Here is a 23753-nt window from a genome sequence, read left to right as displayed (position 1 = left end):
ACGCTACAGTGCGGCGCCGGCGCGGATCTCGGCGGGAATGCGGCGTGGCAACCAGATGCCGCCCTTCGCATCGCCGAGCCATCGGTCACCCTCCACCACCACCTTGCCGCGCAGGATGGTCATGCATGGCCAGGCATCGACCTGACGGCCCTCCCAGGGGCTGTAATCGGTCTCGTGCATCGCCTCGGCCCGCACCGTGCGCCTGAGTGCCGGATCGAGGATGCAGATATCCGCGTCTGCCCCCGGGGCGATAGCGCCCTTGCGCGGGTAGAGCCCCATCACCTGCGCCGCGTTGGTTGAGACCGCATTGACGAACTGCCGCAGGGTGAAGCCACGCTTGCCGACCATTTCGGAGTACATCAGCGCGACGCGCGGCTCGACGCCGGAATTGCCGCCGGTGGTGTCGTCGATCCGGCTGCCCTGGGTCTTGACCGAGAGCGAGCAGCAGAGCTCGTCGGTGGCGATGCAGCCGATGGTCCCGTCCATCGCGCCGCGCCACAGTTCGTCCTGGTCGGCCTGCGACTTCAGCGACGGGTAGGTGTGATACATCTGACCGTTCGGGCGCTTGTAGTCCTCCTGCGTGTACAGCATGTACTGATGCAGGCTCTCGCCGTAGACGGCCTGGTTCTTCGACCGCGCCTCGCGGATGGCGCGGACGCCGTTGGCGGCCGAGACGTGCAGCATGTACAGCGCAGTGCCCGGGACGTGCTCGGCCAGCTTCAGCACGCGGCGGAAGGACAGGTCCTCCGACAGGGTGTTGTGCACTTCCGCCATGTTCTCGAAGCCGGCGCGGCCCTCGCGGAACAGCTTGGCATACATGTGCATGACGATGTCGTTGTCCTCGGCGTGGATGACGCCGAGGCCGCCCCTTTTCGCCAGTACCTGGAAGACCTCCCAGATGTCGCCGAAATCGACCATCCTGCCCTTGCGGCTCGGGGTGATGTCGGTGGTGAAGATTTTGACCGAGGCATGGCCGGCCTCGATCGCCTCGCCGAGCTGGCCGGGGATCTCCGGGCCGAGGTCGCCCTCGACCATCGTGTGCAGCGCCCAGTCGCAGGGGCAGCCGTCATCCGTCCAGGCGGCGATGCGCTGCTCGATCGCGCCCTGCACGGTCTGTCCGTGCATGACGCGGGTGAAGTCGATGATGGTGGTGGTGCCGCCGAACAGAGCCGCCTTGCCGACGATGGATGGGCCCTGGGTGAGCGTCGGCTCGCCGCTCGGCACCACAACGGGCCAGAGGCAATGGGTATGCGGGTCGATCCCGCCGGGCATGACGATCTTGCCCCTAGCGTCCACCAGGCGGGCGCCGGCCGAGAGCGGGAAGGCACCACGTTCCGCAACCGCGACGACCTGGCCGCCGGCGATCGCCACGTCGGCGGGGCCGATGCTGTGGGGGGTGACCACACAGTCCCCGGTGATAACCAGATCGACCATTGCCCGTACCCATTTCTCGCGGGCCGGATGCTGCGACGGCACGGCTTGCGGGGCAAGGGCGGGACGGGGAGAATGCCGCATGGCACGCACGCTGTTCGACAAGATCTGGGATACCCATGTCGTCGCCGAACTCGGCGAAGGCTGGGCCTTGCTGCATATCGACCGGGTCCTGCTGCACGACCTGTCCGGCGCGCGGGCGCTGTCCGAAGTCGCCGAGCTTGGCCATGCGCTGGCGCGGCCGGAGCTGGTCTTTGCCACGCCCGATCACGCCGTCTCCACCGCGCCGGGCCGGACCGGCGAAACCTTCGCCGGCGGTGCGCGAACCTTGGCCGGCCTGCGGAAGCGCGCCGCGGAGACCGGCATCCGGCTCTATGACCTCGGCCAGCCCGGCAACGGCATCGTCCATGTCATGGCGCCGGAACTCGCCATCGTCCTGCCCGGCCTGACGCTGGTGTGCGGCGACAGCCATACCTGCACGAATGGCGGTGTCGGCGCGCTGGCCTTCGGCATCGGCGCCAGCGAACTGACGCATGTGCTGGCGACGCAGACGCTGATGCAACGACGGCCGCGCAACATGCGGATCCGCTTCGAGGGCAGCCTGCCGCCGGGCGTCACGGCGAAGGACATGATCCTGCACGCCATCGGCCGCTACGGCACCGCCGCCGGTACCGGCTTCGCGGTGGAATATGCCGGCAGCGCGGTGCGGGCGCTGCCGCTGGAGGCGCGACTGACGCTCTGCAACCTTTCGATCGAGCTCGGCGCCAAGATGGGCCTGGTGGCGCCTGATGAGACGACCTTCGATTTCATCGCCGGCCGTGAGTTCGCGCCCAGGGCGCGCGCCTGGGACGCCGCGCTGGCCGATTGGCATGCGCTGCCGAGCGACGCGGAGGCGCATTTCGACCTCGACCACCGGATCGAGGCGAGCGGGGTCGCGCCGCAGGTCACCTGGGGCACCAGCCCGGAGCAGGTGGTCGCGGTGACGGAGGCGGTACCGCCGCCACGCAATCCCGGCGACCGCGCCGCGCTCGACTACATGGGGCTCGAGGCCGGGCGGCCGATCGCCGGGACGAAGGTGGATTGGGTCTTCATCGGCTCCTGCACCAACTCCCGCCTGTCCGACCTGCGCGACGCCGCCGCGGTGCTGGGCGAGCGGCGCGTGGCGCCCGGTGTCACCGCCTGGGTGGTGCCGGGATCGGAGACCGTAAAGCGAGAAGCCGAGGCGGAGGGCCTGCACCGGCGCTTCCTCGAGGCCGGCTTCGAGTGGCGGGAGCCGGGCTGCTCGCTCTGTGTCGCAGCCAATGGGGAAGCGGTGCCGGCCGGGGCGCGCAGCGTTTCCACCAGCAACCGCAATTTCGTGGGACGGCAGGGGACCGGCGCGCGGACCCATCTGGCGAGCCCGGCCATGGCCGCCGCCGCGGCGTTGGCTGGCGTCATCACCGATGTCCGGGAATGGCCGTAATGGAGAGGTTCGCCACCGTCACCGGCATCGCCGTGCCGATGCTCTGGGCCAATGTCGACACCGACATGATTATCCCGGTGCAGCGCCTGGTCGGCAGCGGCCGCCAGGGCTTGGGGCAATACGGGTTCGAACGGTTCCGCCTCGACCCGGATGGCAGCGACAACTCGGACTTCCCGCTGAACCAGCCGGCCTTTCGCGGCGCGCCGATCCTGCTGGCGGGGGAGAATTTCGGCTGCGGCTCTTCCCGCGAGGGCGCGGTCTGGACGTTAATGGACATGGGACTGCGCTGCGTCATCGCGCCGAGCTTCGGCGACATCTTCCACAACAACTGCTTCCAGAACGGCCTGCTGCCGGTGCGGCTGCCCTTCGACCTGATCCGGCGGATCGCGGCGGCGATGGAGGAGGGGCCCGGCAATGCCCGTGTTAGCGTCGACTTGGAGCAGCAGGTGGTGGTGACGCCCTGGGGCGAGGCGGTGCCCTTCTCGGTTGATGCCCGCAAGCGGGAGGCGCTGCTGAGCGGCCTCGACGAGATCGCGCAGACCTTGCAGCGGGCGGAGGAGATCGCCGCCTGGCAGGCGCGCGACCAGGCCATGCGGGGCTGGGCCTGGGACGGCGTCGCCCTCGGCTGATCCTCAGGCGATCGCCCGGCCCAGCTTCGCCGCGTAGCGTTCCGCAAAGCGCGGCACCACTGCGGGATTGATGATCCGCGGCGGCAGCTTGCCTTTTGCCGCGTCCGCAAACGCCAATGCCGCGATGCGGGTGATGTTCGCCCGGCTTTCATGCGTCACGCCGGCGGTGTGCTGGGTGACGATCACGTTGTTCATGTGGAGCAACGGGTGGTCCGGGTTCGGCGGCTCCAGCTCCCACACATCCAGGCCCGCGCCGGCCAGGTGGCCATTGCGCAGCGCCTCGTGCAGCGCCGGCTCGTCGTGGATGTTGCCGCGGGCGGTGGTCACGAAGATGGCGCCCTTGCGCATCCGCGCGAAGGATTCGCCGTTCAGCAGGCTGCGGCTCTCGGGCGACAGCGGAAGGTGCAGGCTGACCACGTCGCTCTCGGCCAGCAGTTCCGGCATCTCCACCTTGCGGGCACCGCGGGCCTCGATCGTCGCCGCATCCAGGTAGGGGTCGCAGGCCAGCACCGGGCAGGAGAAGGCGAGGCGGACGATCTCCGCCACCCGGGTCCCCACATTGCCGATGCCGACCAGCCCGACGGTGCGGTGGCGCAGTTCGCGCCCCATCAGCGCGTTGCGGTCCTTCGCCCGGCCCGCGCGCATCGCCGCGCCCGCTTCCGGCATCCGCTTCAGCAGCGCCAGCATCATGCCGACCGCATGCTCCGCCACGCCTTCGGCGTTGCCACCGGCCTGGTTCACCAGCAGCACGCCGGCCTCGGTGCAGGCCTTGGGATCGATCGGGTCGTAGCCGGCGCCGGTGCTGCCGACCATGAGCAGCCCCGGCAGCTGCGCCAGGAAGGCCGCGGTGACGTGGAAGGGCTTCGGCAGCTCGTCGCGCGAGGCCATGCAGTAATAGGCATCGACGCCGCGCAGCGCCTCCATCACCCCGGCTTCGGGCTGGTCCAGCGGGATGCGCACGACCTCCAGTTCCGGGTGCTGCGCTGCCGTCTCGAGGAAGGACGGGTGCGGCACATGGGAGAGGTAGCCGACTCGGAAGGCCATGCTTGCGTTTCCTCTGGAGGTTGCCCCGGTTGTATCCCGCGCCCCGGCCTGCGAAAAGTCGCGGCCTGGGTGAATCCGTTGCCCTCCTGGCGCGTTGCGGCCCCGCATGCAGCGCGCCCTTCGCAGCCATCAGCAGCTTCTGGCCGGCGTGGTGGAGGCGATCGCGACCGGGCAGACCGACCTGCGCGACATCCTCGCCGCGGTGACGCCTGGGGGCGGCAAGAGCCTCCTGCCGGTGATCGCCGCGGCGCGGCTGATGGCGGCCGGCGTGGTGGAGCGGGTCTGCTGGATCGTCCCGCGCGACAGCCTGCGCCTTCAGGCGGAGGAAGCCTTCGCCGACCCCGCCTGGCGCGACGCGCTGAACCACGCCGTCTCGGTCCGCGCCGCGGAGAATGCGCCCGATCCCTGCCGCGGGCTGCAGGGCTGGATCACTACCTACCAGGGCGTCGCCGCCGCACCCGAACTGCACGCAGCGGAGTTCCGCTGTCACCGCACGCTGCTGGTGGTGGACGAGGTGCACCACCTGCCGGCCGAAGCCGTCCCGGATGCCCCCGAGGAAGCGGCCTGGTCCCGCGCCATCCTGCCGCTGCTCGAGACCGCCGCGGTGCGCCTGCTGCTGTCGGGCACGCTTGAGCGCGCTGACGGCCGGCCGATCCTGTGGTTGCCCTATCGGAAGGGCCAGGGGACCCGGACGCGGGAGGTCGACCTCGCCGCGCCCGGCTTCGCCGTCATCGGCTACAGTCGCGCCCAGGCGCTGGCCGAGAAAGCGGTGCTGCCGGTCGATTTCGGCGCGCTGGACGGGGAGGCCGAATGGCTGGACGAGGAGCGCCGCCGGACCGGCCCGCACCCCGTCTCCGGCCCGCCGGAGGTCGGCCGCGCCGCACTCTTCACCGCGCTGCGTACCGGCTTCGCCCGCGACCTGCTGCGCCGCGCCTTCGCCGCGACGCGCGATCTGCGGGCGGAACGCCGGGCGCGGCTCGGCCTGCCGGCAAGCGAGACCGCGATGGGCCTCGGCAAGCTGCTGGTGGTCGCACCCGACCAGGAGAATGCGCGGCACTACCTGGCTTGGCTGCGCGACTGGTTGCCGCGCGGCCAGGCGGAGACCGCCGCGCGCATCGCCACCTCGGACGAGCGCGACGCGCAGGAGGTGCTGGCCGCCTTCCGGCTGCGGCCGGAACCCAGCGTCCTGGTCACCGTCGCCATGGCCTATGAGGGGCTGGACGCACCGAGCGTCTCGGTCTGCGCCGCGCTGACCCATATCCGTTCCCGCGCCTGGCTGGAGCAGATGATCGCCCGCGCCACCCGCGTCGACTTCGCCGCCGGGCCCTATGAGAGCCAGCGCGCCGTGGTGCTGCACCCGGACGACCTGCTGTTCCGCCGGTTCCGCGAGAGGATCGAGCGCGAGCAGGGCACGCTCGCGCGGATGAAGACGCCGCGCCGGCAGGGCGAGCTGCCGATCCTGCCGGAGGGCGTGCGGGAGCCGGCGATCATCCCGCTGGCCTCCAACGCCACCGCGCTGCACTGGCACCGTCTGGCCCCGGGGCCCGAGTTCGCCGCCGCCAGACCGGAACAGGCGCCGCCGGCAGAGACCCCCTCCGCCCGGGAACGCGCGCTGCGCGGCCGCATCGCCCAGCTTGTCGCCGCCCAGGTGCTGGAGGACGAGGGCGGCCTCCGCATCCCGCGCGGCGGCGTTGCCCACCATGCCTATGCCGCGGCGCTGAAACGGATCATGGGCAAGGGACGGGCGGAGATGTCGCTGGCCGAGTTGGAGGCGACGCTCGCTTGGCTGGAGCGCAACCGCATCGGCGACCACCTGACGGTGCTGGAAGGCGATGCCCGCTACGGCTGGAGCGTGCGGCAACGCCGCTTCGACTTCCGTTCGGGGCCATAGGCGCCACCGGGGAAACCGGTGCGGCCCATCCGGGTTCTTCCCACGCCGTTCTGGCCTCGCCGGAACCGAAGCGACGAGGAGACGCCATGCGAACCCCGAAGGCCGCCATAGCCTGTTGCCTGGCCCTGCTGGCTGCACCCGCCTGGGCCCAGAACGCCGGCGGGCCGGCCGCGCAGGCGCCGAGCGGCGAGAATACCCAGACCTCCCCGGCTTCCACCCCGGCACCCGTCGCGGTACCGGACGCGGCGCCGCCGGCGACCCGGCCGCGCGAAGCCGGGGCGGTTGTGCCGATCCCCACCTGGCTCGATCGCAACGGTAATCTCGTGGAGACGCACCCGAATACCTATGCCGATCCCGACCGGATGGATGCGGGCAAGCCCCTGACCCCGATGCCCTGGGGGTCGGTCGCCGGAGCGGTGGCCGGGATGAATGCCGGCCCGGCCTACCGGCCGCTGGCGCCCGGCGACACCGCCGGTACCCGTCCGCACATGGCGGCCGGCAAGCCTTTCACCCCGCTGCCGGAGGGCGCCGTGCCGCGCCAGGTACCGGGCATGCAGGCCGGGCCGGGGGAAGGGCCGCTCTCGCCGCCCGGCTAGGCTGACCGGGCGAAACCGACCAGCGCCGCCGCCGTCGCTGCCGGCTGTTCCGGCAGCAGGGCATGCCCGGCATCGGCGATAACAGTGAGGGCGACTTGTTCGCCCAGCGCCTCTCGCAGCTGGTCCAGGCTCGGCGGCGGGGCGATCGTATCCGCCGCCGCGGCGACATAAAGCGTCGGGTGCCGCTCCGCGACACGGCGCCAGCGCTGGTCGGTCGCTGCCGTCGCCGCCCGCTGCATCCGGGCCACCGGCGGATACCAGCCGGACAGCCAGACTCCGGCATCATGTCCTGGGGCGAAGTAGCCGCGTCGCAGATGTGCAAGCCGCTCGGCCGCCGACAGCGCCGGGTCGAAGCTGCCGTCGATCGAGGCGCGGACCGCCGGGTCGAGGTTGGTGGTCACCGACGCCGCCAACAGCACCACTCCGCGCACCAGAGCTGGCCGGGCGGCTGAAAGCGCCCGCGCCACCCAATTGCCGAAGGCATGGCCGGCGATGATGGCAGGGCCGGTCGCCTCGGCTTCCAGCACCGCCGCTCCGTCTTCCGCCAAGTCATAGAGGGTCAGCCCTTCCATCGGCCCGCCGGAGGCGCCGATGCCGCGCGGATCGGGACAGAGCACGCGGAACCCGGCTTCGGCCACCAGCGGCGCGACCTCGGCGAAATCCTCGGCGCCGCGGCCGAGCGAGGCTAGTAACAGCACGGCCGGGCCCTGGCCGGTCGCCAGGTAGCCGATCCGCGCCGGCCCGCGCGCGACGATCCGCTGCTCCATGATGCCTCTCCCGCTCCGCGTGTCGGGACTATCACGCGCGGTGCTCCGGCGCGCTAGAGCAGATGGCGGGCAGGCCTGAACGCCCCGGTGCCTGAATCCGCTCTGAAAACAGAGACCTATGGCGGTGCCGCGTTCACCTTCGGACGCAAACCGCTATAGGCTGCGGCCAGAGGGAGGACCCGACGATGGACGGAGCCATAACGCCAGACCGCTTCGAGCCCTGGCCCCCCGGGATCGAGCCCGCGGTGCCGATCGAGGGCTATGCCAATACCTTCACCCATACCCCGGCCCTGGCGCCGATCCGCCGCCCGGCGACGCGGACCGAGGTGACCGGCCCAACCGAGCTCTGGCGCAAGCTGCCCTGCGGCGATGACAACCTGGCGGTGGTCGGGCCCGGCCGCATGGCGCTCGGCCAGCTGATCCATATCGCCGGCCGCATCCTCGACGAGGATGGCCGTCCGGTGCGCGGCGCGGTGGTCGAACTCTGGCAGGCCAATGCCGCCGGTCGCTATTTCCACCCGAACGACGACCGCGATGCGCCGCTCGACCCGAACTTCGTCGGCAATGGCCGCATCCGTACGGACGAGGAGGGCCGCTACGGCTTCTTCACCATCAAGCCCGGCGCCTATCCAGTGCCGACGCCGAATACCTGGTGGCGGCCGCCGCACGTGCATTTCTCGGTGCTAGGCCCGGCCACGTTGTCGCGGCTGGTGACGCAAATGTACTTCCCCGGCGATCCGCTGAACCTGCTGGACCGCATCTTGATGTCGGTGCCCGATGCCGCGGCGCGGGAGCGGCTGGTGGCGCGGCCTATCCCGCCGGCCGAGGTCGGCCTCGGCTGGCTCGGCTACCGGCACGACATCGTGCTGCGCGGCCGCGCCGCGACGCCGGTGCAGCCATGACCGCGCCGCTGCCGACCTCGGCCCATACCATCGGGCCCTTCTTTCCGCAGACCTTCTTCCGGATCGGCGACAACGATCTGGCGCGGATGACCGCGGATGCGCCACCGACCGCGCGCGGCGAGCGCATCCTGCTGCGCGGGCGGCTGATGCGGGAGGGCGGGGTGCCCTGCGTCAACGCGATCCTGGAAGCTTGGCAGGCCGATGCCGCGGGCCGCTTCCGGCATCCCGCCGACCCGGAGGCAGCGCTGGCCGACCCGGATTTCCTCGGCTGGGGCCGCGCCTGGACGGATGCGGACGGCGCTTACGAATTCCGCACCCTGATGCCCGGCGGCTTCGCCGAGGGGAACCAGCGCCGCGCGCCGCATATCGATTTGTGGGTAATGGCCTCCGGCCTGATGCGGCAGTTGGCGACGACGATCTATTTCGCGGATTTCGCCGCGGAGAACACCGCCGACCCGGTGCTGGCGCTGGTCCCGCCGGAGCGGCGGGCACGGCTGGTCGCGGTGGCGGATGGCGAGGCGGAAGGGATGCGGGTATTCCGCTTCGACCTGCTGCTGCGCGGGGCGCCGGAGGCGGAGACGCCGTTCTTCGTGGAGTAGGGGCTGCGGCTCCTACCCATCCACCCGCAGGATCTCGACCCCTGGTGGTGCCGTCAGCACCTCGCTGAAGGCATGCATCCAGTCCTGAGCCTCGGTGTCGCCGCCGCGCTGGCGCAATTGCTCAAGCTGGTCGAGGCTGGTCAGCTCGACTTCGAACTGCAGCGCGGCGCCGCCCTGGCCACGGGTCAGCGGCACCAGCATTCGCGCCTTGAGCCCGGCACCGACCGCCGCCTCGACCTCGCGCCGGATGAAGCCCATGGCCCGCTGGCGGTTGACCGGCAGCACGTCGTAGGAAAAACGGGCGAGATACATGGCTAGGCATCCTCCAGCGTGAAGCCGGCCTTCAGCGTGACCTGCATGTGGTCGACCCTGCCATCCTCACCGACCGCGCCGCGGATCTGCGTCACCTCGAACCAGCGCAGATGGCGCAACGTGGCGCCGGCGCGGGTGATGGCGGTCTGGACGGCGTCGTCGATGCCCTGCTTCGATGAGCCAACCAATTCGACGACCTTGTAGACGTGCTCCGGCATCGCGGGATCCTCCGGATTTCCAGGCAATCCACCTGAAGCGCCGGGCCGGCCCGGCGGTTTCCCGCCCTTCTACGCTGCACCGCGGAAACGAAAGCAAGTCTGCTTTGTTGTCACGCGGCAAGACGTGAGGGGCCTCGACCATGGATGCGCGTATCGAAATCGGGAAGTCGCGGGTGATGCGGCGATCACGCATCCGGGAAGGCTCGCCATTTCCGCTGGGCGCCAACTGGGACGGGCTCGGGGTGAATTTCGCGCTATTCTCGGCGAATGCGACCAAGGTCGAACTCTGCCTCTTCGACGATGCCGGGGAGCGGGAGCTGGAACGGATCGAGTTGCCCGAATATACCGACGAGGTCTGGCACGGCTACCTGCCGGAAGCGCGCCCCGGCACGATCTACGCCTACCGCGTGCATGGCCCCTACGCGCCGGAGCAAGGCCACCGCTTCAACCCCAACAAGTTGCTGCTCGACCCCTATGCCCGTGCCATCGTCGGCGACCTGACCTGGGGGCCGGAGCTGTTCGGCTACAAGCTCGAGACCGGCGACGACTTGACCTTCGACACCCGCGACAGCAGCGACCGCATGCCGCGCTGCCGGGTCATCGACCCCGCTTTCACCTGGGGCCGTGAGCGCAGCCCCGCGGTGCCCTGGGAGCGGACGATCTTCTACGAAACCCATGTGAAGGGCTTCACCAAGCTGCATCCCGGCCTGCCGGAGGAGATGCGCGGCACCTATGACGGCCTGGCCTCGGCCGAGGTGGTCGCGTACTTGCGAGGGCTCGGCGTCACCTCGGTGGAGCTTCTGCCGATCCACAGCTTCGTCAACGACAGCATGCTGCTGGACAAGGGGCTGACCAACTACTGGGGCTACAACACGCTCAGCTTCTTCGCCCCGGCCCGGCGCTATGCCCGCAACCAGGCCTTCGCCTTCTCCGAGTTCAAGGAGATGGTGGCGCGGCTGCACGATGCCGGGCTCGAGGTCATCCTCGACGTCGTCTACAACCATACCGCCGAGGGCAACGAGAAGGGCCCGACCCTGTCCTTCAAGGGCATCGACAATGCCAGCTACTACCGGCTGCTGCCGGAGACGCCGCGCTACTACATCAACGACACCGGCACCGGAAACACCTTCAACCTCTCGCATCCCCGCGTGCTGCAACTGGTGACGGACAGCCTGCGCTACTGGGCGACCGAGATGCGGGTCGACGGCTTCCGCTTCGACCTTGCGACCATCCTAGGCCGCGAAACGCATGGCTTCGACGAGGGCGGCGGCTTCCTCGACACCTGCCGGCAGGACCCAGTGCTGTCCCGTGCCAAGCTGATCGCCGAGCCCTGGGACATCGGCCCTGGCGGCTACCAGGTCGGCGGCTTCCCGCCGGGCTGGGCCGAGTGGAACGACCGTTTCCGCGACACCGTGCGTGCCTTCTGGAAGGGCGACGAGGGCCAAGCGGCCGAACTTGCCGCGCGCCTGACGGCATCCGGCGACAAGTTCAACCGCCGCGGGCGCAAACCCTGGGCCAGCGTCAACTTCATCGCCGCGCATGACGGTTTCACGCTGAACGACCTCGTCTCCTACGACGAGAAGCACAACGCGGCGAATGGCGAGGACAACCGCGACGGCCACTCGCACAACCTGTCCTGGAACTGCGGCGTCGAAGGCCCGACCGACGACCCCGAGATCCTGGCGCTGCGCGAGCGGCAGAAGCGCAACATGCTGGCGACGCTGCTCCTGGCACAGGGCACGCCGATGCTGCTTGCCGGCGACGAGTTCGGCCGGACACAGCGAGGCAACAACAACACCTATTGCCAGGACAATGAGCTCAACTGGGTGGACTGGTCCGGGATCGACGAGGCCGGGCAGGGCCTCGCCGCGTTTGCCCGCAAGCTGATCGCGTTGCGCCAGGGTTTCGCCGTGCTGCGCCGCGCCCGATTCCTGACCGGGGCGCACGACGAGGGCGCCGGGGTGAAGGACGCCACCTGGCTGACCCCGGACGGCACCGAGATGGATGCTGACCACTGGGGCGACCCCAATACCCGCTGCTTCGGCCTGCTGCTGGATGGCCGGGCGCGGGCCACCGGTCTCCGTCGCCCGGCTTCCGACGCCACCCTGCTGCAGGTGGTGAACGCGCATCACGACGTGGTGGAATTCGCCCTGCCGGAACCGCCGGCTGGCCAGCGCTGGCTGCTGCTGGTCGATACCAACCGGCCGGAGCTGGACGAGCCGGAGCCCTTCGAGTTTGGCCACCCCTACATGGTCACCGGGCGGTCGCTGCTGCTCTTCGTGCTGCGGCCGGAGAGGGGCGGCGGGGCGATCCTGGCTGCGGCGCGGGCGGCGCTGCTGGCCGGCACGGCACCACCGCCGCTGCCGGGCGCCGAGGGCTAGAAAGGTTGGGGCGGAAAAGAGATTCCCGCCCCAAGCCTCTCCCGTCCTTCTTGTGGGGCGGGTGCTGCGGCGGGGCGGCTGCGAGACCCGCCGAGATGGATCAGGGTTTCGGGGAGAATACCTTCTCCCTGGCTTTGCCTTACCCGCCGCTTTGCCGCGCCGCGACCAGGGCGCGGCGCAATTCCTCCAGCGAATAGGGCTTCCGCAGCAGCGGCAGCCCGGCGGCGGCGACCCGGGCTGGGGCGCCGCCATAGCCGCTGTAGAGCAGGATCGGCAGGCCGGGATGGTTTCGCCCGAGCTGCTTCGCCAGTTCCAGCCCGTCCTGCCCGCCGGTCATCACCACGTCGGTCAGCACCAGCTCCACCGCCAGACCCTCCGTCAGCGCGCGGATCGCCGCCGGCCCGCTGGCGACGCGCGTGACCGTATGACCGAGATGCCGGAGCATCTCGGCCGTCAGTTCCGCTACTGCCTCATCGTCCTCGACGAGCAGCAGGTGCAGCGGGGCACCCTCCTCTGCCGCTCGCGGTGCCGGCGGCACTGCGGCGACGCCAGCCGGGAGGGTTGGCGCCGCGCGTGGCAGCAGAAGGGTCACCGTCGTGCCCTCGCCGGGCCGGCTGGCCACCCGGGCCGTGCCGCCGCTCTGCCGCGCGAAGCCATAGACCTGCGCCAAGCCGAGCCCGGTGCCCTGGCCGACATCCTTGGTCGAGAAGAAGGGCTCAAAGGCCCGCGCCAGCACCTCCGGCGCCATGCCGGTGCCGGTGTCGTGGACCGCGATGCGGGTGAAGGCGCCGCCCAGCCGGTCGGCGTCGGTAAGGGCATCCAGCTCGACATTGCCGGCGACCAGCCGCAGCACGCCGCCCCGCGGCATGGCATCCCGCGCGTTGACGCCCAGGTTGAGCACCGCCAGTTCCAGCTCCGCCGCGTCCACCCGCGCCCACCACAGATCCGGCGCGGCCTCGACCTCGATGGCGATGTCACCGCGCAGGGCACGCGCAAGCAGCTCCCGCATCTCCTCCAGCCAGGCGCGCAGGTCGAGCGGTTCCGGCCGCAGCGCTTGCCGACGGGCGAAGCTGAGCAGCCGCCGCGTGAGGTCGGCACCGCGATGCGCCGCCTTTTCCATGGCATCCAGCAGCCGCTCGCGCCGGGCTGGCTCGATTCCCCGCTTCAGCAACGCCACGCCGTTGGTGATGACGGAAAGCAGGTTGTTGAAGTCGTGCGCGACGCCCCCGGTGAGCTGGCCAAGCGCTTCCAGCTTCAGCGTCTGGAACAGCCGCGCCTGCGCCGCCTCCCGCGCCCGCGCCTCCTCCTCCACCTCCTGCCGCAGGGTGGCGTTGGTCGCGGCGATCGCCAGTTCGGCGCGCTTGCGGTCGGTGATGTCGAAGGTCAGGCCGATCAGCCGTTGCGGCTCGCCGCCCGCGCCACGGACCAGCCGGCCGCGGCTGGCCAGCCAGCGCTCGCCCTGAGCGGGCCGGCGGACCCGGTATTCCAGCCGATATTCCGCATCGCAGTGGTTGAGGCAGGCCTCCACCGCGGCTTCCGCCGCGGCCCGGTCCTCCGGCGCCATCGCCTCGATCCAGGCGGCGCGGCTCGGCGCGACCTGGCCGGGGTCGAGCCCGTGCAGGGCGAAATACTCCGGCGACCAGCTGATTTCGCCACTGCCGATATCCCAGGCCCAGAGCCCGATGCCGGCATGGTGCTGCGCCAGGCGCAGGCGCTCCTCCCCGCGCAGTTGACGCTCCAGCTTGGCGAGGGCGGCATCGCGCGCCGCGACCTCCTCCGCAAGCGCCGCGTTCCGAGCTTCGAGGGATGCGGCACGCCGGCGCAGCGCAGCGAGGGTGAGGCGCTGGTCGGGCCGGGTCTTGGTGGCGGCGGCCCGCTTACCCGATAGCGACTCAGGCATGGCGTGGGTGTTCCTGCAACGTCATGTCCTGCCATTCGTTCTTGGGTCAACGGTCCATCGCCCGTCGCGTTCTCCGCGATGCCGCGATCTCGTCCGGCGGGAGCGCGATGGACCGGCCTCGACCGCGCTGGCTTGGCCGTGGCACTCCCATCCGATGAGCGCGACACTGCATCCCCGCTTGCTGAACGGGCGCACCGGCGATCCCGGCCTCTGGATCGAGGCGCTGCACCAGCCGGAGGCCATCCTGATCGATTGCGGCGACCTCGCCTCGCTTTCGTCGCGGCAGCTGCTGCGGGTCGGGCTGGTGGCCGTCTCGCACGCGCATATGGACCACTGGGCCGGCTTCGACAGGCTGCTGCGCCTGCTGATCGGGCGGGAGCGGCGCCTGCAGGTGGTCGGCCCGGCGGGTTTCGCCGAGCGGCTGTTTCATCGGCTGCAGGCCTATACCTGGAACCTGGTCGGCCGCATCCCGGCCGAACTGGCGTTCGAGGTGACGGAGGTCGCCCCGGGCCCGGCCTGGGCGCGCACCCGCTTCCGCCTGGCGGAGGGTTTCCGCTCCGTGCCGCTGCCGCCGCAGCCCGCGGCGGCGGATGGCACGGTGCTGCGGCTCGGGCCGCTGCGGTTGCGCGCCGCGGTGCTCGACCACGGCACCCCCAGCCTCGGCTTCGCGGTGGAGGAGGCGGCGCATCTGAATGTCTGGCGCACCCGGCTCGAGGCCCGCGGGCTGCCGACAGGACCTTGGTTGGCGACGCTGAAGGCCGCGGTGCTGGCCGGCGCGCCGGACGAGACGTGGATCCCGCTGGCGGAGGGCGCGCCGCCGCAGACGCTCGGAGCGCTGCGGGACCTCATCGAAGTCACGCCGGGCGAGCGGCTTGCCTACCTTACCGACCTGGCCGATACACCGGCGAACCGCGCCGCCGCCATCGCCCTGGCACGGAATGCCGACATTCTCTTCATCGAGGCGCCCTTCGCCGCCGCGGATGCGGCGCATGCGCTCGACCGCCGGCACCTGACCACGCGGGCGGCCGGGGAAATCGCCCGCGCTGCCGGGGCGCGGCACGTCGAGCCCTTCCACTTCTCCCCGCGCTACGAGGATGCCGAAGTCCGGCTGCTGGCCGAGGTCCTCGCCGCGGCCGGGTGCCCGCCGGCGCATTGACAGGGCGACGCCGGGCGCAGCAGCCTGACCGGGTCCAGGAAGCACCAAGATCGGGGAGGGGATATATGCACCTGCCACGCCGCGCCCTGCTGCGCGCCTCGGGCGCGCTGCTCGCCGCGCCCTCCCTTGCGGAAGCCGCCCTGCCGCAGGGCACGGTCCGCATCCTGGTCGGCTTCCCGCCCGGCGGCGGTACCGACGTCATGGGCCGGGCGATCGCCGAGACGCTGCGCAAGCGCGGCAAGCTGCGGAACATTGTGATCGAGAACCGCGCCGGCGCCAGCGGCACGGTGGCTTGCGAGGCGCTGAAATACGCGGTGCCGGACGGCACCACGCTGCTCTTCGCGCCCAGCGCCTCGACCGTGCAGCCGGTCTTGACCTTCCGCAAGCTGCCCTTCGACCCGCGCAGCGACTTCGCCCCGGTGACCATGACCGGCACGGTGCAGACCTGCTACGTGCTGGCACCGAGCCTGCCCTTCACCAGCTTTCGCGACTATGTCGCCTGGGTGAAGCAGGATCCGAAACGCGGCAGCTTCGGCAGCACGGCGCTGGGATCATCCACGCATTTCTTCGGTCTGCAACTCGGCGGCGCTTTCGGGGTGGAACTCGAGCCGGTGGGCTATCGCGGCGCCGCACCCGTGATCGCCGACCTGGCTGCGGGGCATATCAAGGCGGGCTGCGGTGGCGTCTCCGACTTCCTGACCCACCACAAGGACGGCAACCTGCGCATCGTCATCACCTCCGGCCCGAAGCGGGGCGTGACGACGCCTGAGATCCCGACCATCGCCGAGCTCGGCCATCCCGACCAGGCGAGCTTCGGCTTCTATGCCCCGGCCGGCACGCCGGCGCCGGTCGTCGCTGCACTGCGCGACGAGCTGGCGGCGGCAACCATGGAGCCGGAGGTGAAGGCGCAGCTCCTGGCGATCGGGCTGGAGCCGGAGGTCTCGACGCCGGCCGAGCTCGGCAGGATTCTCGTCGAGGATATCGAGCGCTGGCGGCCGGTGGTGGAGAAGAGCGGCTTCAAGGTCGATTGATCCGCTACCGCCAGGGCTCGACCAGCACCTTGGCGTGCCGCTCCGGGCTCGCTAGGTCGAGAAAGGCTTGGCGCACGCCGTCGAGTCCGACCCGGCCGGTGATGAGGGGCGCCACGTCGATCCGCCCGGCGCCGATATGGCCGAGGGTCGAGGCGAATTCCTCCGCCGTGTAGCCCAGCACGAATTGCACGTTGAGCTGCTTGACGATGCCGAAGAAGGGCTCGAAGCGATCGGGTTCCATGCAGACGCCGACGATGACGATGCGCGCGCCGGCGGGGGCCTGCTCGAAGACCTGCGCCATGACGCCCGGCATGCCGACGCATTCGAAGATGACCGCCGGCCGCCGCTTCGGCGACAGGCCGAGCAGCTGCGCATAGCGGCCGGCATCGAAGCCGGCCGGGGTGATCGCCGCCTCCAGCGCCGCATAGGGCGAGGCGGCGGCCGGATCGACCACGATGTCGGCGCCCATGCGCTGCGCCAGCGCCCGCCGCGCCGGCGAGAAATCCGTGGCGATCACCGGGCCGATTCCCTGCAGCTTCAGCGCGGCGATCACCGCCAGCCCGATCGGGCCGCAGCCGATCACCAGCGCCACGTCCTCCGGCGTGGTGCGGGCGAAGGCCACCGCATGCACGCCGACCGCGATCGGCTCGACCAGCGCGGCATGGTCGGGGTCCATGCCGGCGGGCAGCGGCAGCAGCATGCGCTCGGCCAGGGGCAGGTATTCGGCGAAGGCGCCGGGCACGTCCGGGTTGTAGCCGACGCCTTCGACCCGCCGGCCGGCGATGGTCAGCGGCATGGAGGTGACGAGCGTGCCGGGCGCGAAGCGCCCCTCGGTGCCCGGGCCGTTCGCCACGACCTCGCCGACGAATTCATGGCCGAAGACGATGTCGCGGTCCTTCACCATGGCGAAGCGGCCGCCGGACCGCTTCGCCACGTCGACGAAGGCATCGGTGTATTTCGCCGCGTGCAGGTCGGAGCCGCAGATGCCGCAGGCCCGGGTGCGGACCAGCACCTGGCCCTCGGCGAGGACCGGGTCGGGAATCGTATCGACGACGAAGTCGCCCTGGCGGAAGATGGCGGCGCGCATGGTGGTTTCCTCCGGTTTCACCGGAGGGTAGGCCAGGATGGGCGCGGCCGGAACCGCGCCCGCCGCTCAGCGCGGCAGCGTGCTCGCGCCCATCAGGAACGCGTCCACCGCGCGGGCGCATTGCCGGCCCTCGCGGATCGCCCAGACCACCAGGGACTGGCCGCGCCGCATGTCGCCGGCGGCGAAGACGCGCGGGACGGAAGTGGCATAGCCTTCGGTGTCCGCCTGCACGTTGCCGCGGCCGTCGAGCGCCACCGCGGCGCTTTCCAGCAGCCCGGCGCGCTGCGGGCCGAGGAAGCCCATGGCGAGCAGGACGAGGTCGGCCTTCAGGGTGAGCTCGCTGCCCGCGACCTCCCGCATCTGCATGCGGCCGCCGTCGCGCACCCACTCCACCCGGACGCAGTCGAGCGCGGTGACGCGCCCGGCCTCGCCCACCGCACGCCTGGTCAGCACCGCCCAGTCGCGGGCGCAGCCTTCCAGATGCGCCGGCGCGGTGCGCAGCTTGTTCGGCCAGTTCGGCCAGGACAGCGCCTTGTCCTCCCGCTCCGGCGGCTTCGGCATGATCTCGATCTGGGTGATCGAGGCCGCGCCCTGCCGCGCCGCCGTGCCGATGCAGTCGGCGCCGGTGTCGCCGCCGCCGATGACGACCACATGCTTGCCGCGCGCGCTGATCGTGCCGCGCGGCGCCGCCTGGTGCTCGGGCGCGCCATGGACGCGCCGGTTCTGCTGCACCAGGTAGTCCATGGCATAGTGGATGCCGTCCAGCGCGCGGCCCTCGACCTCGAGGTCGCGCGGCCATTCGGCGCCGCCCGAGAGCACCACCGCATCGTATTCGGCCAGCAGCGCCTCGACCGGCAGCGCCGCGCCGATCTCGACGCCGGTGCGGAATTCGACGCCCTCGGCCGCCATCTGCTCGACCCGGCGGTCGATCAGGTGCTTCTCCATCTTGAAGTCGGGAATGCCGTAGCGCAGCAGCCCGCCGATGCGGTCGCTCTTCTCGAACAGGGTCACCGCATGTCCGATGCGGGCCAGCTGCTGCGCCGCCGCCATGCCCGCGGGGCCGGAGCCGACGACGGCGACGCGCCTGCCGCTGCGCCGCGCCGGCACTTGCGGCTGGATCCAGCCTTCCTGCCAGCCGCGATCGACGATGGCGCATTCGATCGACTTGATGGTGACCGGGCTGTCCTGGATATTCAGCGTGCAACTCGCCTCGCAGGGGGCGGGGCAGATGCGGCCGGTGAATTCGGGGAAGTTGTTGGTGGAATGCAGCGTCGAGAGCGCCGTCTGCCACTGTTCCCGATAGACCAGGTCGTTCCAGTCCGGGATCATGTTGTTCACGGGACAGCCGTTGTGGCAGTACGGGATGCCGCAATTCATGCAGCGCGCCGCCTGCCGGCCGAGCTCGGCCTGTGGCAGCGGCTGCACGTATTCGCGCCAAGTTTTCACGCGTGATTCCGGTGTCTCGTAGCCCCGGTCGCGCCGGTCGATCTCGAGGAACCCTGTCGGCTTACCCATGGTCGTGTCCTTACTCGGCCGCCGCGGCCGGGGCCGCGGTCTCCGCCTGCAGGTCGATCAGCGCGCGGCGGTAGTCGGCCGGCATCACCTTCACGAACCGCGCCAGGGCGGTGTCCCAATCCTCCAGCACCGCACGGGCACGCGCGCTGCCGGTCAGCAACAGGTGGCGTTCCACCAGGATGCGCAGACGTTCGGCATCGAAGCGCAGCATGTCGCCCATGCCGCTGTCCTCGGCCGAGACCGAGCGCTGGCGCGGCCGGCCCGGCGCATCCCCGGCGGCGGAATCGACCGGGGCGATGTTATCCAGCGCCACCATCGACAAGTTGCAGCGGTCGCGGAAAGCCCCGTCCTCGTCGTAGACATAGGCGATGCCGCCCGACATGCCGGCGGCGAAGTTGCGGCCGGTCTCGCCGAGTACCACCACCACGCCGCCGGTCATGTATTCGCAGCCATGGTCGCCGCAGCCTTCGACGACGGCGACAGCGCCCGAGTTGCGCACCGCGAAGCGCTCGCCCGCGACGCCCTCGAAATAGGCCTCGCCGGAGATCGCGCCGTACAGCACCGTGTTGCCAACGATGATGTCGGTGGCCGGGTCGCGCGCCAGGCTTGCCGGCGGCTTCACCGCGATGCGGCCGCCCGACAGCCCCTTGCCGACATAGTCGTTGGCGTCGCCGGTCAGCTCCAGCGTCACGCCGCGGGCGAGGAAGGCGCCGAAGGACTGCCCGGCATGGCCGGTGAAGGCAATGCGGATGGTGTCGTCCGGCAGCCCGGCATTGCCGAAGCGCCGCGCCACCTCGCCGGACAGCATGGCACCGACGGTGCGGTGCAGGTTGCCGATCTCCCGGGTGATGCGCACCGGCATGCCGCCCTCAAGCGCCGGCATCGCCTCGGCGATCAGCCCGCGGTCCATGGCCTTGTCCAGCCCATGGTCCTGCGTCTCGGCATGGCGGATTGCCACGCCGTCACGCGCCGGCGGCTGGTAGAGGATGCGAGTGAGGTCGACGCCCTTGGCCTTCCAGTGGTCGAGCGCCGCCCGCATGTCGAGCCGGTCGACCCGGCCGACCATCTCCTCGACCGTGCGGAAGCCGAGCTGCGCCATGATCTCGCGCATCTCCTCAGCGACGAAGAAGAAGAAGTTGATCACGTGCTCCGGTAGGCCGGTGAAGCGGGCGCGCAGCACCGGGTCCTGCGTCGCCACGCCGACGGGACAGGTGTTGAGGTGGCACTTCCGCATCATCACGCAGCCCGCGGCGATCAGCGGCGCGGTGGCGAAGCCGAACTCGTCGGCGCCGAGCAGCGCGCCGATGACGACGTCGCGTCCGGTGCGCAGCCCGCCATCGACCTGCACCGCGATGCGGCCGCGCAGCCCGTTCAGCACCAGCGTCTGCTGCGTCTCCGCCAGCCCGATCTCCCACGGCGAGCCGGCATGGGTGAGGGAGGTCAGCGGGCTCGCGCCCGTACCGCCCTCGTAGCCCGAGATCGTCACGTGGTCGGCCCGCGCCTTGGACACGCCGGCCGCCACCGTGCCGACGCCGATCTCGGAGACCAGCTTGACCGAGATGCGGGCGCGGTCATTCACGTTCTTCAGGTCGTGGATGAGCTGCGCCAGGTCCTCGATCGAGTAGATGTCGTGGTGCGGCGGCGGGCTGATCAGGCCGACGCCCGGCGTCGAGTGCCGGACCTTGGCGATGTTCTTGTCGACCTTGTGGCCGGGCAGCTGGCCGCCCTCGCCGGGCTTCGCGCCCTGCGCCATCTTGATCTGGATGTCGTCGGCATTGACCAGGTATTCGGTGGTCACGCCGAAGCGGCCGGAGGCCACCTGCTTGATCGCCGAGCGCATGGAATCGCCGTTCGGCAGCGGCGCGAAGCGGTCGGGCTCCTCGCCGCCCTCGCCGGTATTGGAACGGCCGCCGATGCGGTTCATCGCGATCGCCAGCGTGGTATGCGCCTCGCGGCTGATCGAGCCGAAGCTCATCGCACCCGTGGCGAAGCGGCGGACGATGGACGCCGCCGGCTCCACCTCCGCCAGCGGCACCGGCGCCTCGGCCGGCTTGAACTCCATCAGCCCGCGCAGGGTCAGCAGCCGGCGGCTCTGGTCGTTGATGCCGGCGGCATAGGCGCGGTACTCGTCCTGCGAATTGCCGCGCACCGCATGCTGCAGGCGGGTGACGCTGTCCGGCGTCCAGGCATGGTCCTCGCCGCGCAGGCGGAAGGCGTAGTCGCCGCCGACATCCAGCAACTCGCGGTAGACAGGGTCGTCGCCGAAGGCGTTGCGGTGGCGCTGCACGGCTTCCGCGGCGATCTCGGCAATGCCGGCGCCCTCGATGACGCTTTGCGTGCCGGTGAAGTACTTCTCGACGAATTCGGTGGAAAGCCCGACGGCGTCGAAGATCTGCGCCCCGCAATAAGACTGGTAGGTGGAGATGCCCATCTTGGACATCACCTTCATCACCCCCTTGCCGATCGCCTTCAGGAAATTCTTCTGCACCTCATAGGGCTTCAGCGGCAGCCTGCTTCGCTGGCGGAGCTCCTCCAGCGTCTCGAAGGCGAGGTAGGGGTTCACCGCTTCCGCGCCATAGCCGGCGAGGACGCAGAAATGGTGCACCTGGCGCGCCTCGCCGGTTTCCACCACCAGCCCGGTCTGGGTTCGCAGCCCCTGGCGGATCAGGTGGTGGTGCACCGCCGCGGTGGCCAGCGGCGCCGGGATCGGGATGCGCGCGGCGGCGACCGCGCGGTCCGAGATCACCAGGATGTTGTGGCCTTCCAGCACGGCATTGGTGGCCGCGTTGCACAGCCGCTCCACCGCCGGGGCGAGGCCATCCGCACCGGCAGCCGCGGCCCAGGTGGCATCCAGCGTCGCGGTGCGGAAGGCGTCGCCGGCCAGCTTGGCGATGCCGCGGATCTTGGCGAGATCCGCATTGGTCAGCACCGGCTGCGCCACTTCCAGCCGGTAATGCGAGCCGGCGTGGTGGCCCAGCAGGTTCGGCCGCGGCCCGATCATCGAGACCAGCGACATCACCAGTTCCTCGCGGATCGGGTCGATCGGCGGGTTGGTGACCTGGGCGAAGTTCTGCTTGAAGTAGTTGTAGAGCAGCTTCGGCCGGCGGCTCAGCACCGCCAGCGGCGTGTCGGTGCCCATCGAGCCGATCGGGTCGTCGCCCTGCGCCGCCATTGGCTCGAGGAAGAAGGCCAGGTCCTCCTGCGTGTAGCCGAAGGCCTGCTGGTCGCGCAGCAGCGCGGCGGGATCATTGGGCCGGTCGGGCACCACCGCGGCCGGCGCCTCGGGCAGCTCCTCCAGCTTGAACTGCGTCGCCTTCAGCCAGTCGGCATAGGGGTGCTCGGCGGCCAGGCGCTGCTTGATCTCGGCATCGTCGATGATGCGCCCGGCCTCGAGGTCGAGCAGCAGCATGCGGCCCGGCTGCAGCCGCCACTTGTGGCGGATGCGCTTCTCCGGCACCGGCAGCACGCCGGCTTCGGAGGCCAGGATCACCCGGTCGTCGTCGGTGACGAGGTAGCGCGCCGGGCGCAGCCCGTTGCGGTCGAGCGTCGCGCCGATCTGCCGCCCATCGGTGAAGGCGATCGCCGCCGGCCCGTCCCAGGGCTCCATCAGCGCGGCGTTGTATTCGTAGAAGGCGCGGCGCTCGGGATCCATCTGCGGATTGCCGGCCCAGGCCTCCGGGATCAGCATCATCATCGCATGCGCCAGCGAATAGCCGCCGGCCAGCAGCACCTCGAGCGCATTGTCGAGGCAGGCGGTGTCCGACTGCCCATGCGGGATCAGCGGCCACATCTTGTCGAGGTCGGGGCCGAGCAGCGGGGAGGACATGCCGCCGCGCCGCGCGTACATCCAGTTGACGTTGCCGCGGACGGTGTTGATCTCGCCGTTATGGGCGAGGAAGCGGTAGGGATGCGCCAGCTTCCAGGACGGGAAGGTGTTGGTCGAGAAGCGCTGGTGCACCAGCGCCAGCGCGGATTCGCACAGGGGATCGCGCAGGTCGACGTAGAAGCTGCCGACCTGTCCGGCCAGCAGCAGCCCCTTGTAGACCACCGTGCGGGTGGAGAACGACGGCATGTAGAGATCGGTGCCGAGCGGCAGGCCGGCCGCATCCGCCAGGGCGCGGAACTTGTTCAGCGTCTGCTTGCGGATGGTGAGGATCTTGCGCTCAAAAGCGTCCTGGTCCGGGATTGACGTGCTGGCGCCGAGGATCGCCTGGCGGATCACCGGCATCGCCTCGATCACCGCGGCGCCGAGGCCGCTCGTGTCGACCGGCACGTCGCGCCAGCCGATCAGGGTCTGGCCCTCGGCGGCGATGTAGCGTTCCAGGCTGGCGGTGGCGAACTCGCGCGCCTTATCGTCCTGCGGCAGGAAGCACATCCCCACCGCGTAGCGGCCTCGCGCCGGCAGGGTCAGCCCCTTCGCCTCGGCCCAGTGACGCAGCAGGCGATCCGGCATCTGGATCAGGCAGCCGGCGCCGTCGCCCATCAGCGGGTCCGCTCCGACCGCGCCGCGATGGTCGAGGTTCAGCAGTATCTGCAACCCTTGGGCAATGATGTCGTGCGATTGCCGGCCCTTGATGTCCGCGATGAAGCCGACGCCGCAAGCGTCGTGCTCGTTCCGCGGATCATACAGGCCTTGCTTCTCGGGCGTTCCCATACGGCTACTCTTCGGGCAATGGCGCGATCAGGCGCGTGGAGGCAGGCGGACCGGCGTGGATCGTCAGTTTGCGGCGGTCGATAACACTATCGGGAATGCCGCTGCCCGCCCATACCAAATGCCCGGGCTGCGCCATAGCCCCCCTTTCGCGGCCAAGCTTACCCCGTCTGGTTGAGTC

The 23753-nt window shown here is 70.6% G+C and carries 18 protein-coding genes; 9 read left to right on the top strand and 9 right to left on the bottom strand.

From position 1 onward, the window contains the following. Positions 1–3: 3 nt before the first annotated feature. A complete protein-coding gene (locus E2C06_RS09975; protein WP_165982309.1) occupies positions 4–1434 on the bottom strand; it encodes an amidohydrolase family protein in 1431 nt (476 codons plus the stop codon). Positions 1435–1513: 79 nt separating this feature from the next. Here E2C06_RS09975 and leuC point away from each other — a divergent pair, with 79 nt between their 5' ends. Next, positions 1514–2893 (top strand): 3-isopropylmalate dehydratase large subunit, encoded by a 1380-nt coding sequence (leuC, locus tag E2C06_RS09970; RefSeq protein ID WP_133288454.1) that lies wholly within the window; start codon positions 1514–1516, stop codon positions 2891–2893. Continuing rightward, complete coding sequence (leuD, locus tag E2C06_RS09965) at positions 2893–3522, top strand: 3-isopropylmalate dehydratase small subunit (RefSeq protein WP_133288453.1); 630 nt, start codon at positions 2893–2895, stop codon at positions 3520–3522. The genes leuC and leuD overlap by 1 nt, the downstream gene beginning before the upstream one ends. Before the next feature lie 3 nt (positions 3523–3525). On the opposite strand, the gene E2C06_RS09960 is transcribed toward leuD, so the two are convergent. Then, positions 3526–4566 (bottom strand): NAD(P)-dependent oxidoreductase, encoded by a 1041-nt coding sequence (locus E2C06_RS09960; protein ID WP_133288452.1) that lies wholly within the window; start codon positions 4564–4566, stop codon positions 3526–3528. A gap of 106 nt (positions 4567–4672) precedes the next feature. Between E2C06_RS09960 and E2C06_RS09955 the strand changes: the two genes are divergently transcribed. Next, entirely contained in the window at positions 4673–6457 is a 1785-nt protein-coding gene (locus E2C06_RS09955; protein WP_133288451.1) for a DEAD/DEAH box helicase, read from the top strand. Between the two features lie 86 nt (positions 6458–6543). Beyond that, the gene (locus tag E2C06_RS09950; RefSeq protein ID WP_133288450.1) at positions 6544–7053 is read left to right on the top strand and encodes a hypothetical protein; all 510 of its coding nucleotides are present in this window, start codon (positions 6544–6546) and stop codon (positions 7051–7053) included. Here E2C06_RS09950 and E2C06_RS09945 read toward each other — a convergent pair. Beyond that, a complete protein-coding gene (locus tag E2C06_RS09945; RefSeq protein WP_133288449.1) occupies positions 7050–7820 on the bottom strand; it encodes an alpha/beta fold hydrolase in 771 nt (256 codons plus the stop codon). The two genes, E2C06_RS09950 and E2C06_RS09945, sit on opposite strands and share 4 nt — an antisense overlap. A 185-nt stretch (positions 7821–8005) precedes the next feature. Here E2C06_RS09945 and E2C06_RS09940 point away from each other — a divergent pair, with 185 nt between their 5' ends. Together E2C06_RS09940 and pcaG are read left to right on the top strand one after the other, a co-directional pair. After that, on the top strand, positions 8006–8722 hold the full coding sequence (locus E2C06_RS09940; RefSeq protein ID WP_133288448.1) for a dioxygenase family protein: 717 nt from the start codon (positions 8006–8008) through the stop codon (positions 8720–8722). Beyond that, positions 8719–9321, top strand: coding sequence for a protocatechuate 3,4-dioxygenase subunit alpha (gene pcaG, locus E2C06_RS09935; RefSeq protein ID WP_133288447.1), 603 nt, complete (start codon positions 8719–8721; stop codon positions 9319–9321). The genes E2C06_RS09940 and pcaG overlap by 4 nt, the downstream gene beginning before the upstream one ends. Before the next feature lie 12 nt (positions 9322–9333). Here pcaG and E2C06_RS09930 read toward each other — a convergent pair whose 3' ends face one another. After that, on the bottom strand, positions 9334–9633 hold the full coding sequence (locus E2C06_RS09930) for a hypothetical protein (RefSeq protein WP_133288446.1): 300 nt from the start codon (positions 9631–9633) through the stop codon (positions 9334–9336). Positions 9634–9635: 2 nt separating this feature from the next. Continuing rightward, positions 9636–9851, bottom strand: coding sequence for a dodecin (locus E2C06_RS09925; RefSeq protein WP_133288445.1), 216 nt, complete (start codon positions 9849–9851; stop codon positions 9636–9638). A 176-nt stretch (positions 9852–10027) separates the two neighbouring features. Here E2C06_RS09925 and glgX point away from each other — a divergent pair, with 176 nt between their 5' ends. Then, positions 10028–12232, top strand: coding sequence for a glycogen debranching protein GlgX (gene glgX / locus E2C06_RS09920; RefSeq protein WP_241671203.1), 2205 nt, complete (start codon positions 10028–10030; stop codon positions 12230–12232). A 139-nt stretch (positions 12233–12371) separates the two neighbouring features. Here glgX and E2C06_RS09915 read toward each other — a convergent pair whose 3' ends face one another. Then, the gene (locus E2C06_RS09915) at positions 12372–14132 is read right to left on the bottom strand and encodes an ATP-binding protein (protein WP_133288443.1); all 1761 of its coding nucleotides are present in this window, start codon (positions 14130–14132) and stop codon (positions 12372–12374) included. A gap of 154 nt (positions 14133–14286) precedes the next feature. Between E2C06_RS09915 and E2C06_RS09910 the strand changes: the two genes are divergently transcribed. After that, positions 14287–15288: an MBL fold metallo-hydrolase gene (locus E2C06_RS09910; RefSeq protein WP_133288442.1), complete on the top strand. Its 1002-nt coding sequence runs from the start codon at positions 14287–14289 to the stop codon at positions 15286–15288. 65 nt (positions 15289–15353) lie between these two features. Continuing rightward, entirely contained in the window at positions 15354–16319 is a 966-nt protein-coding gene (locus E2C06_RS09905) for a Bug family tripartite tricarboxylate transporter substrate binding protein (RefSeq protein ID WP_133288441.1), read from the top strand. Positions 16320–16323: 4 nt separating this feature from the next. Here E2C06_RS09905 and E2C06_RS09900 read toward each other — a convergent pair whose 3' ends face one another. From E2C06_RS09900 to gltB, 3 genes are all read right to left on the bottom strand, one after another. After that, entirely contained in the window at positions 16324–17406 is a 1083-nt protein-coding gene (locus tag E2C06_RS09900; protein ID WP_133288440.1) for a zinc-binding dehydrogenase, read from the bottom strand. A gap of 66 nt (positions 17407–17472) precedes the next feature. Further along, a complete protein-coding gene (locus tag E2C06_RS09895) occupies positions 17473–18921 on the bottom strand; it encodes a glutamate synthase subunit beta (protein ID WP_133288439.1) in 1449 nt (482 codons plus the stop codon). A gap of 10 nt (positions 18922–18931) precedes the next feature. Further along, entirely contained in the window at positions 18932–23575 is a 4644-nt protein-coding gene (gltB, locus tag E2C06_RS09890; RefSeq protein ID WP_133288438.1) for a glutamate synthase large subunit, read from the bottom strand. Between the last annotated feature and the right edge of the window lie 178 nt (positions 23576–23753).

This window comes from Dankookia rubra (genome assembly GCF_004355005.1).
Taxonomy (GTDB): Bacteria; Pseudomonadota; Alphaproteobacteria; order Acetobacterales; family Acetobacteraceae; genus Paracraurococcus; species Paracraurococcus ruber_A.
The sequence above is the reverse complement of the archived record's forward strand: the minus strand, read 5'-3'. Positions and strand labels throughout refer to the sequence as shown.

Bases quoted from the DNA above. Each gene is read 5' to 3' on its own strand.
- E2C06_RS09975 (WP_165982309.1), bottom strand. From the start codon at position 1,434: ATGGTCGATCTGGTTATCACCGGGGACTGTGTGGTCACCCCCCACAGC.
- leuC (WP_133288454.1), top strand. From the start codon at position 1,514: ATGGCACGCACGCTGTTCGACAAGATCTGGGATACCCATGTCGTCGCC.
- leuD (WP_133288453.1), top strand. From the start codon at position 2,893: ATGGAGAGGTTCGCCACCGTCACCGGCATCGCCGTGCCGATGCTCTGG.
- E2C06_RS09960 (WP_133288452.1), bottom strand. From the start codon at position 4,566: ATGGCCTTCCGAGTCGGCTACCTCTCCCATGTGCCGCACCCGTCCTTC.
- E2C06_RS09955 (WP_133288451.1), top strand. From the start codon at position 4,673: ATGCAGCGCGCCCTTCGCAGCCATCAGCAGCTTCTGGCCGGCGTGGTG.
- E2C06_RS09950 (WP_133288450.1), top strand. From the start codon at position 6,544: ATGCGAACCCCGAAGGCCGCCATAGCCTGTTGCCTGGCCCTGCTGGCT.
- E2C06_RS09945 (WP_133288449.1), bottom strand. From the start codon at position 7,820: ATGGAGCAGCGGATCGTCGCGCGCGGGCCGGCGCGGATCGGCTACCTG.
- E2C06_RS09940 (WP_133288448.1), top strand. From the start codon at position 8,006: ATGGACGGAGCCATAACGCCAGACCGCTTCGAGCCCTGGCCCCCCGGG.
- pcaG (WP_133288447.1), top strand. From the start codon at position 8,719: ATGACCGCGCCGCTGCCGACCTCGGCCCATACCATCGGGCCCTTCTTT.
- E2C06_RS09930 (WP_133288446.1), bottom strand. From the start codon at position 9,633: ATGTATCTCGCCCGTTTTTCCTACGACGTGCTGCCGGTCAACCGCCAG.
- E2C06_RS09925 (WP_133288445.1), bottom strand. From the start codon at position 9,851: ATGCCGGAGCACGTCTACAAGGTCGTCGAATTGGTTGGCTCATCGAAG.
- glgX (WP_241671203.1), top strand. From the start codon at position 10,028: ATGCGGCGATCACGCATCCGGGAAGGCTCGCCATTTCCGCTGGGCGCC.
- E2C06_RS09915 (WP_133288443.1), bottom strand. From the start codon at position 14,132: ATGCCTGAGTCGCTATCGGGTAAGCGGGCCGCCGCCACCAAGACCCGG.
- E2C06_RS09910 (WP_133288442.1), top strand. From the start codon at position 14,287: ATGAGCGCGACACTGCATCCCCGCTTGCTGAACGGGCGCACCGGCGAT.
- E2C06_RS09905 (WP_133288441.1), top strand. From the start codon at position 15,354: ATGCACCTGCCACGCCGCGCCCTGCTGCGCGCCTCGGGCGCGCTGCTC.
- E2C06_RS09900 (WP_133288440.1), bottom strand. From the start codon at position 17,406: ATGCGCGCCGCCATCTTCCGCCAGGGCGACTTCGTCGTCGATACGATT.
- E2C06_RS09895 (WP_133288439.1), bottom strand. From the start codon at position 18,921: ATGGGTAAGCCGACAGGGTTCCTCGAGATCGACCGGCGCGACCGGGGC.
- gltB (WP_133288438.1), bottom strand. From the start codon at position 23,575: ATGGGAACGCCCGAGAAGCAAGGCCTGTATGATCCGCGGAACGAGCAC.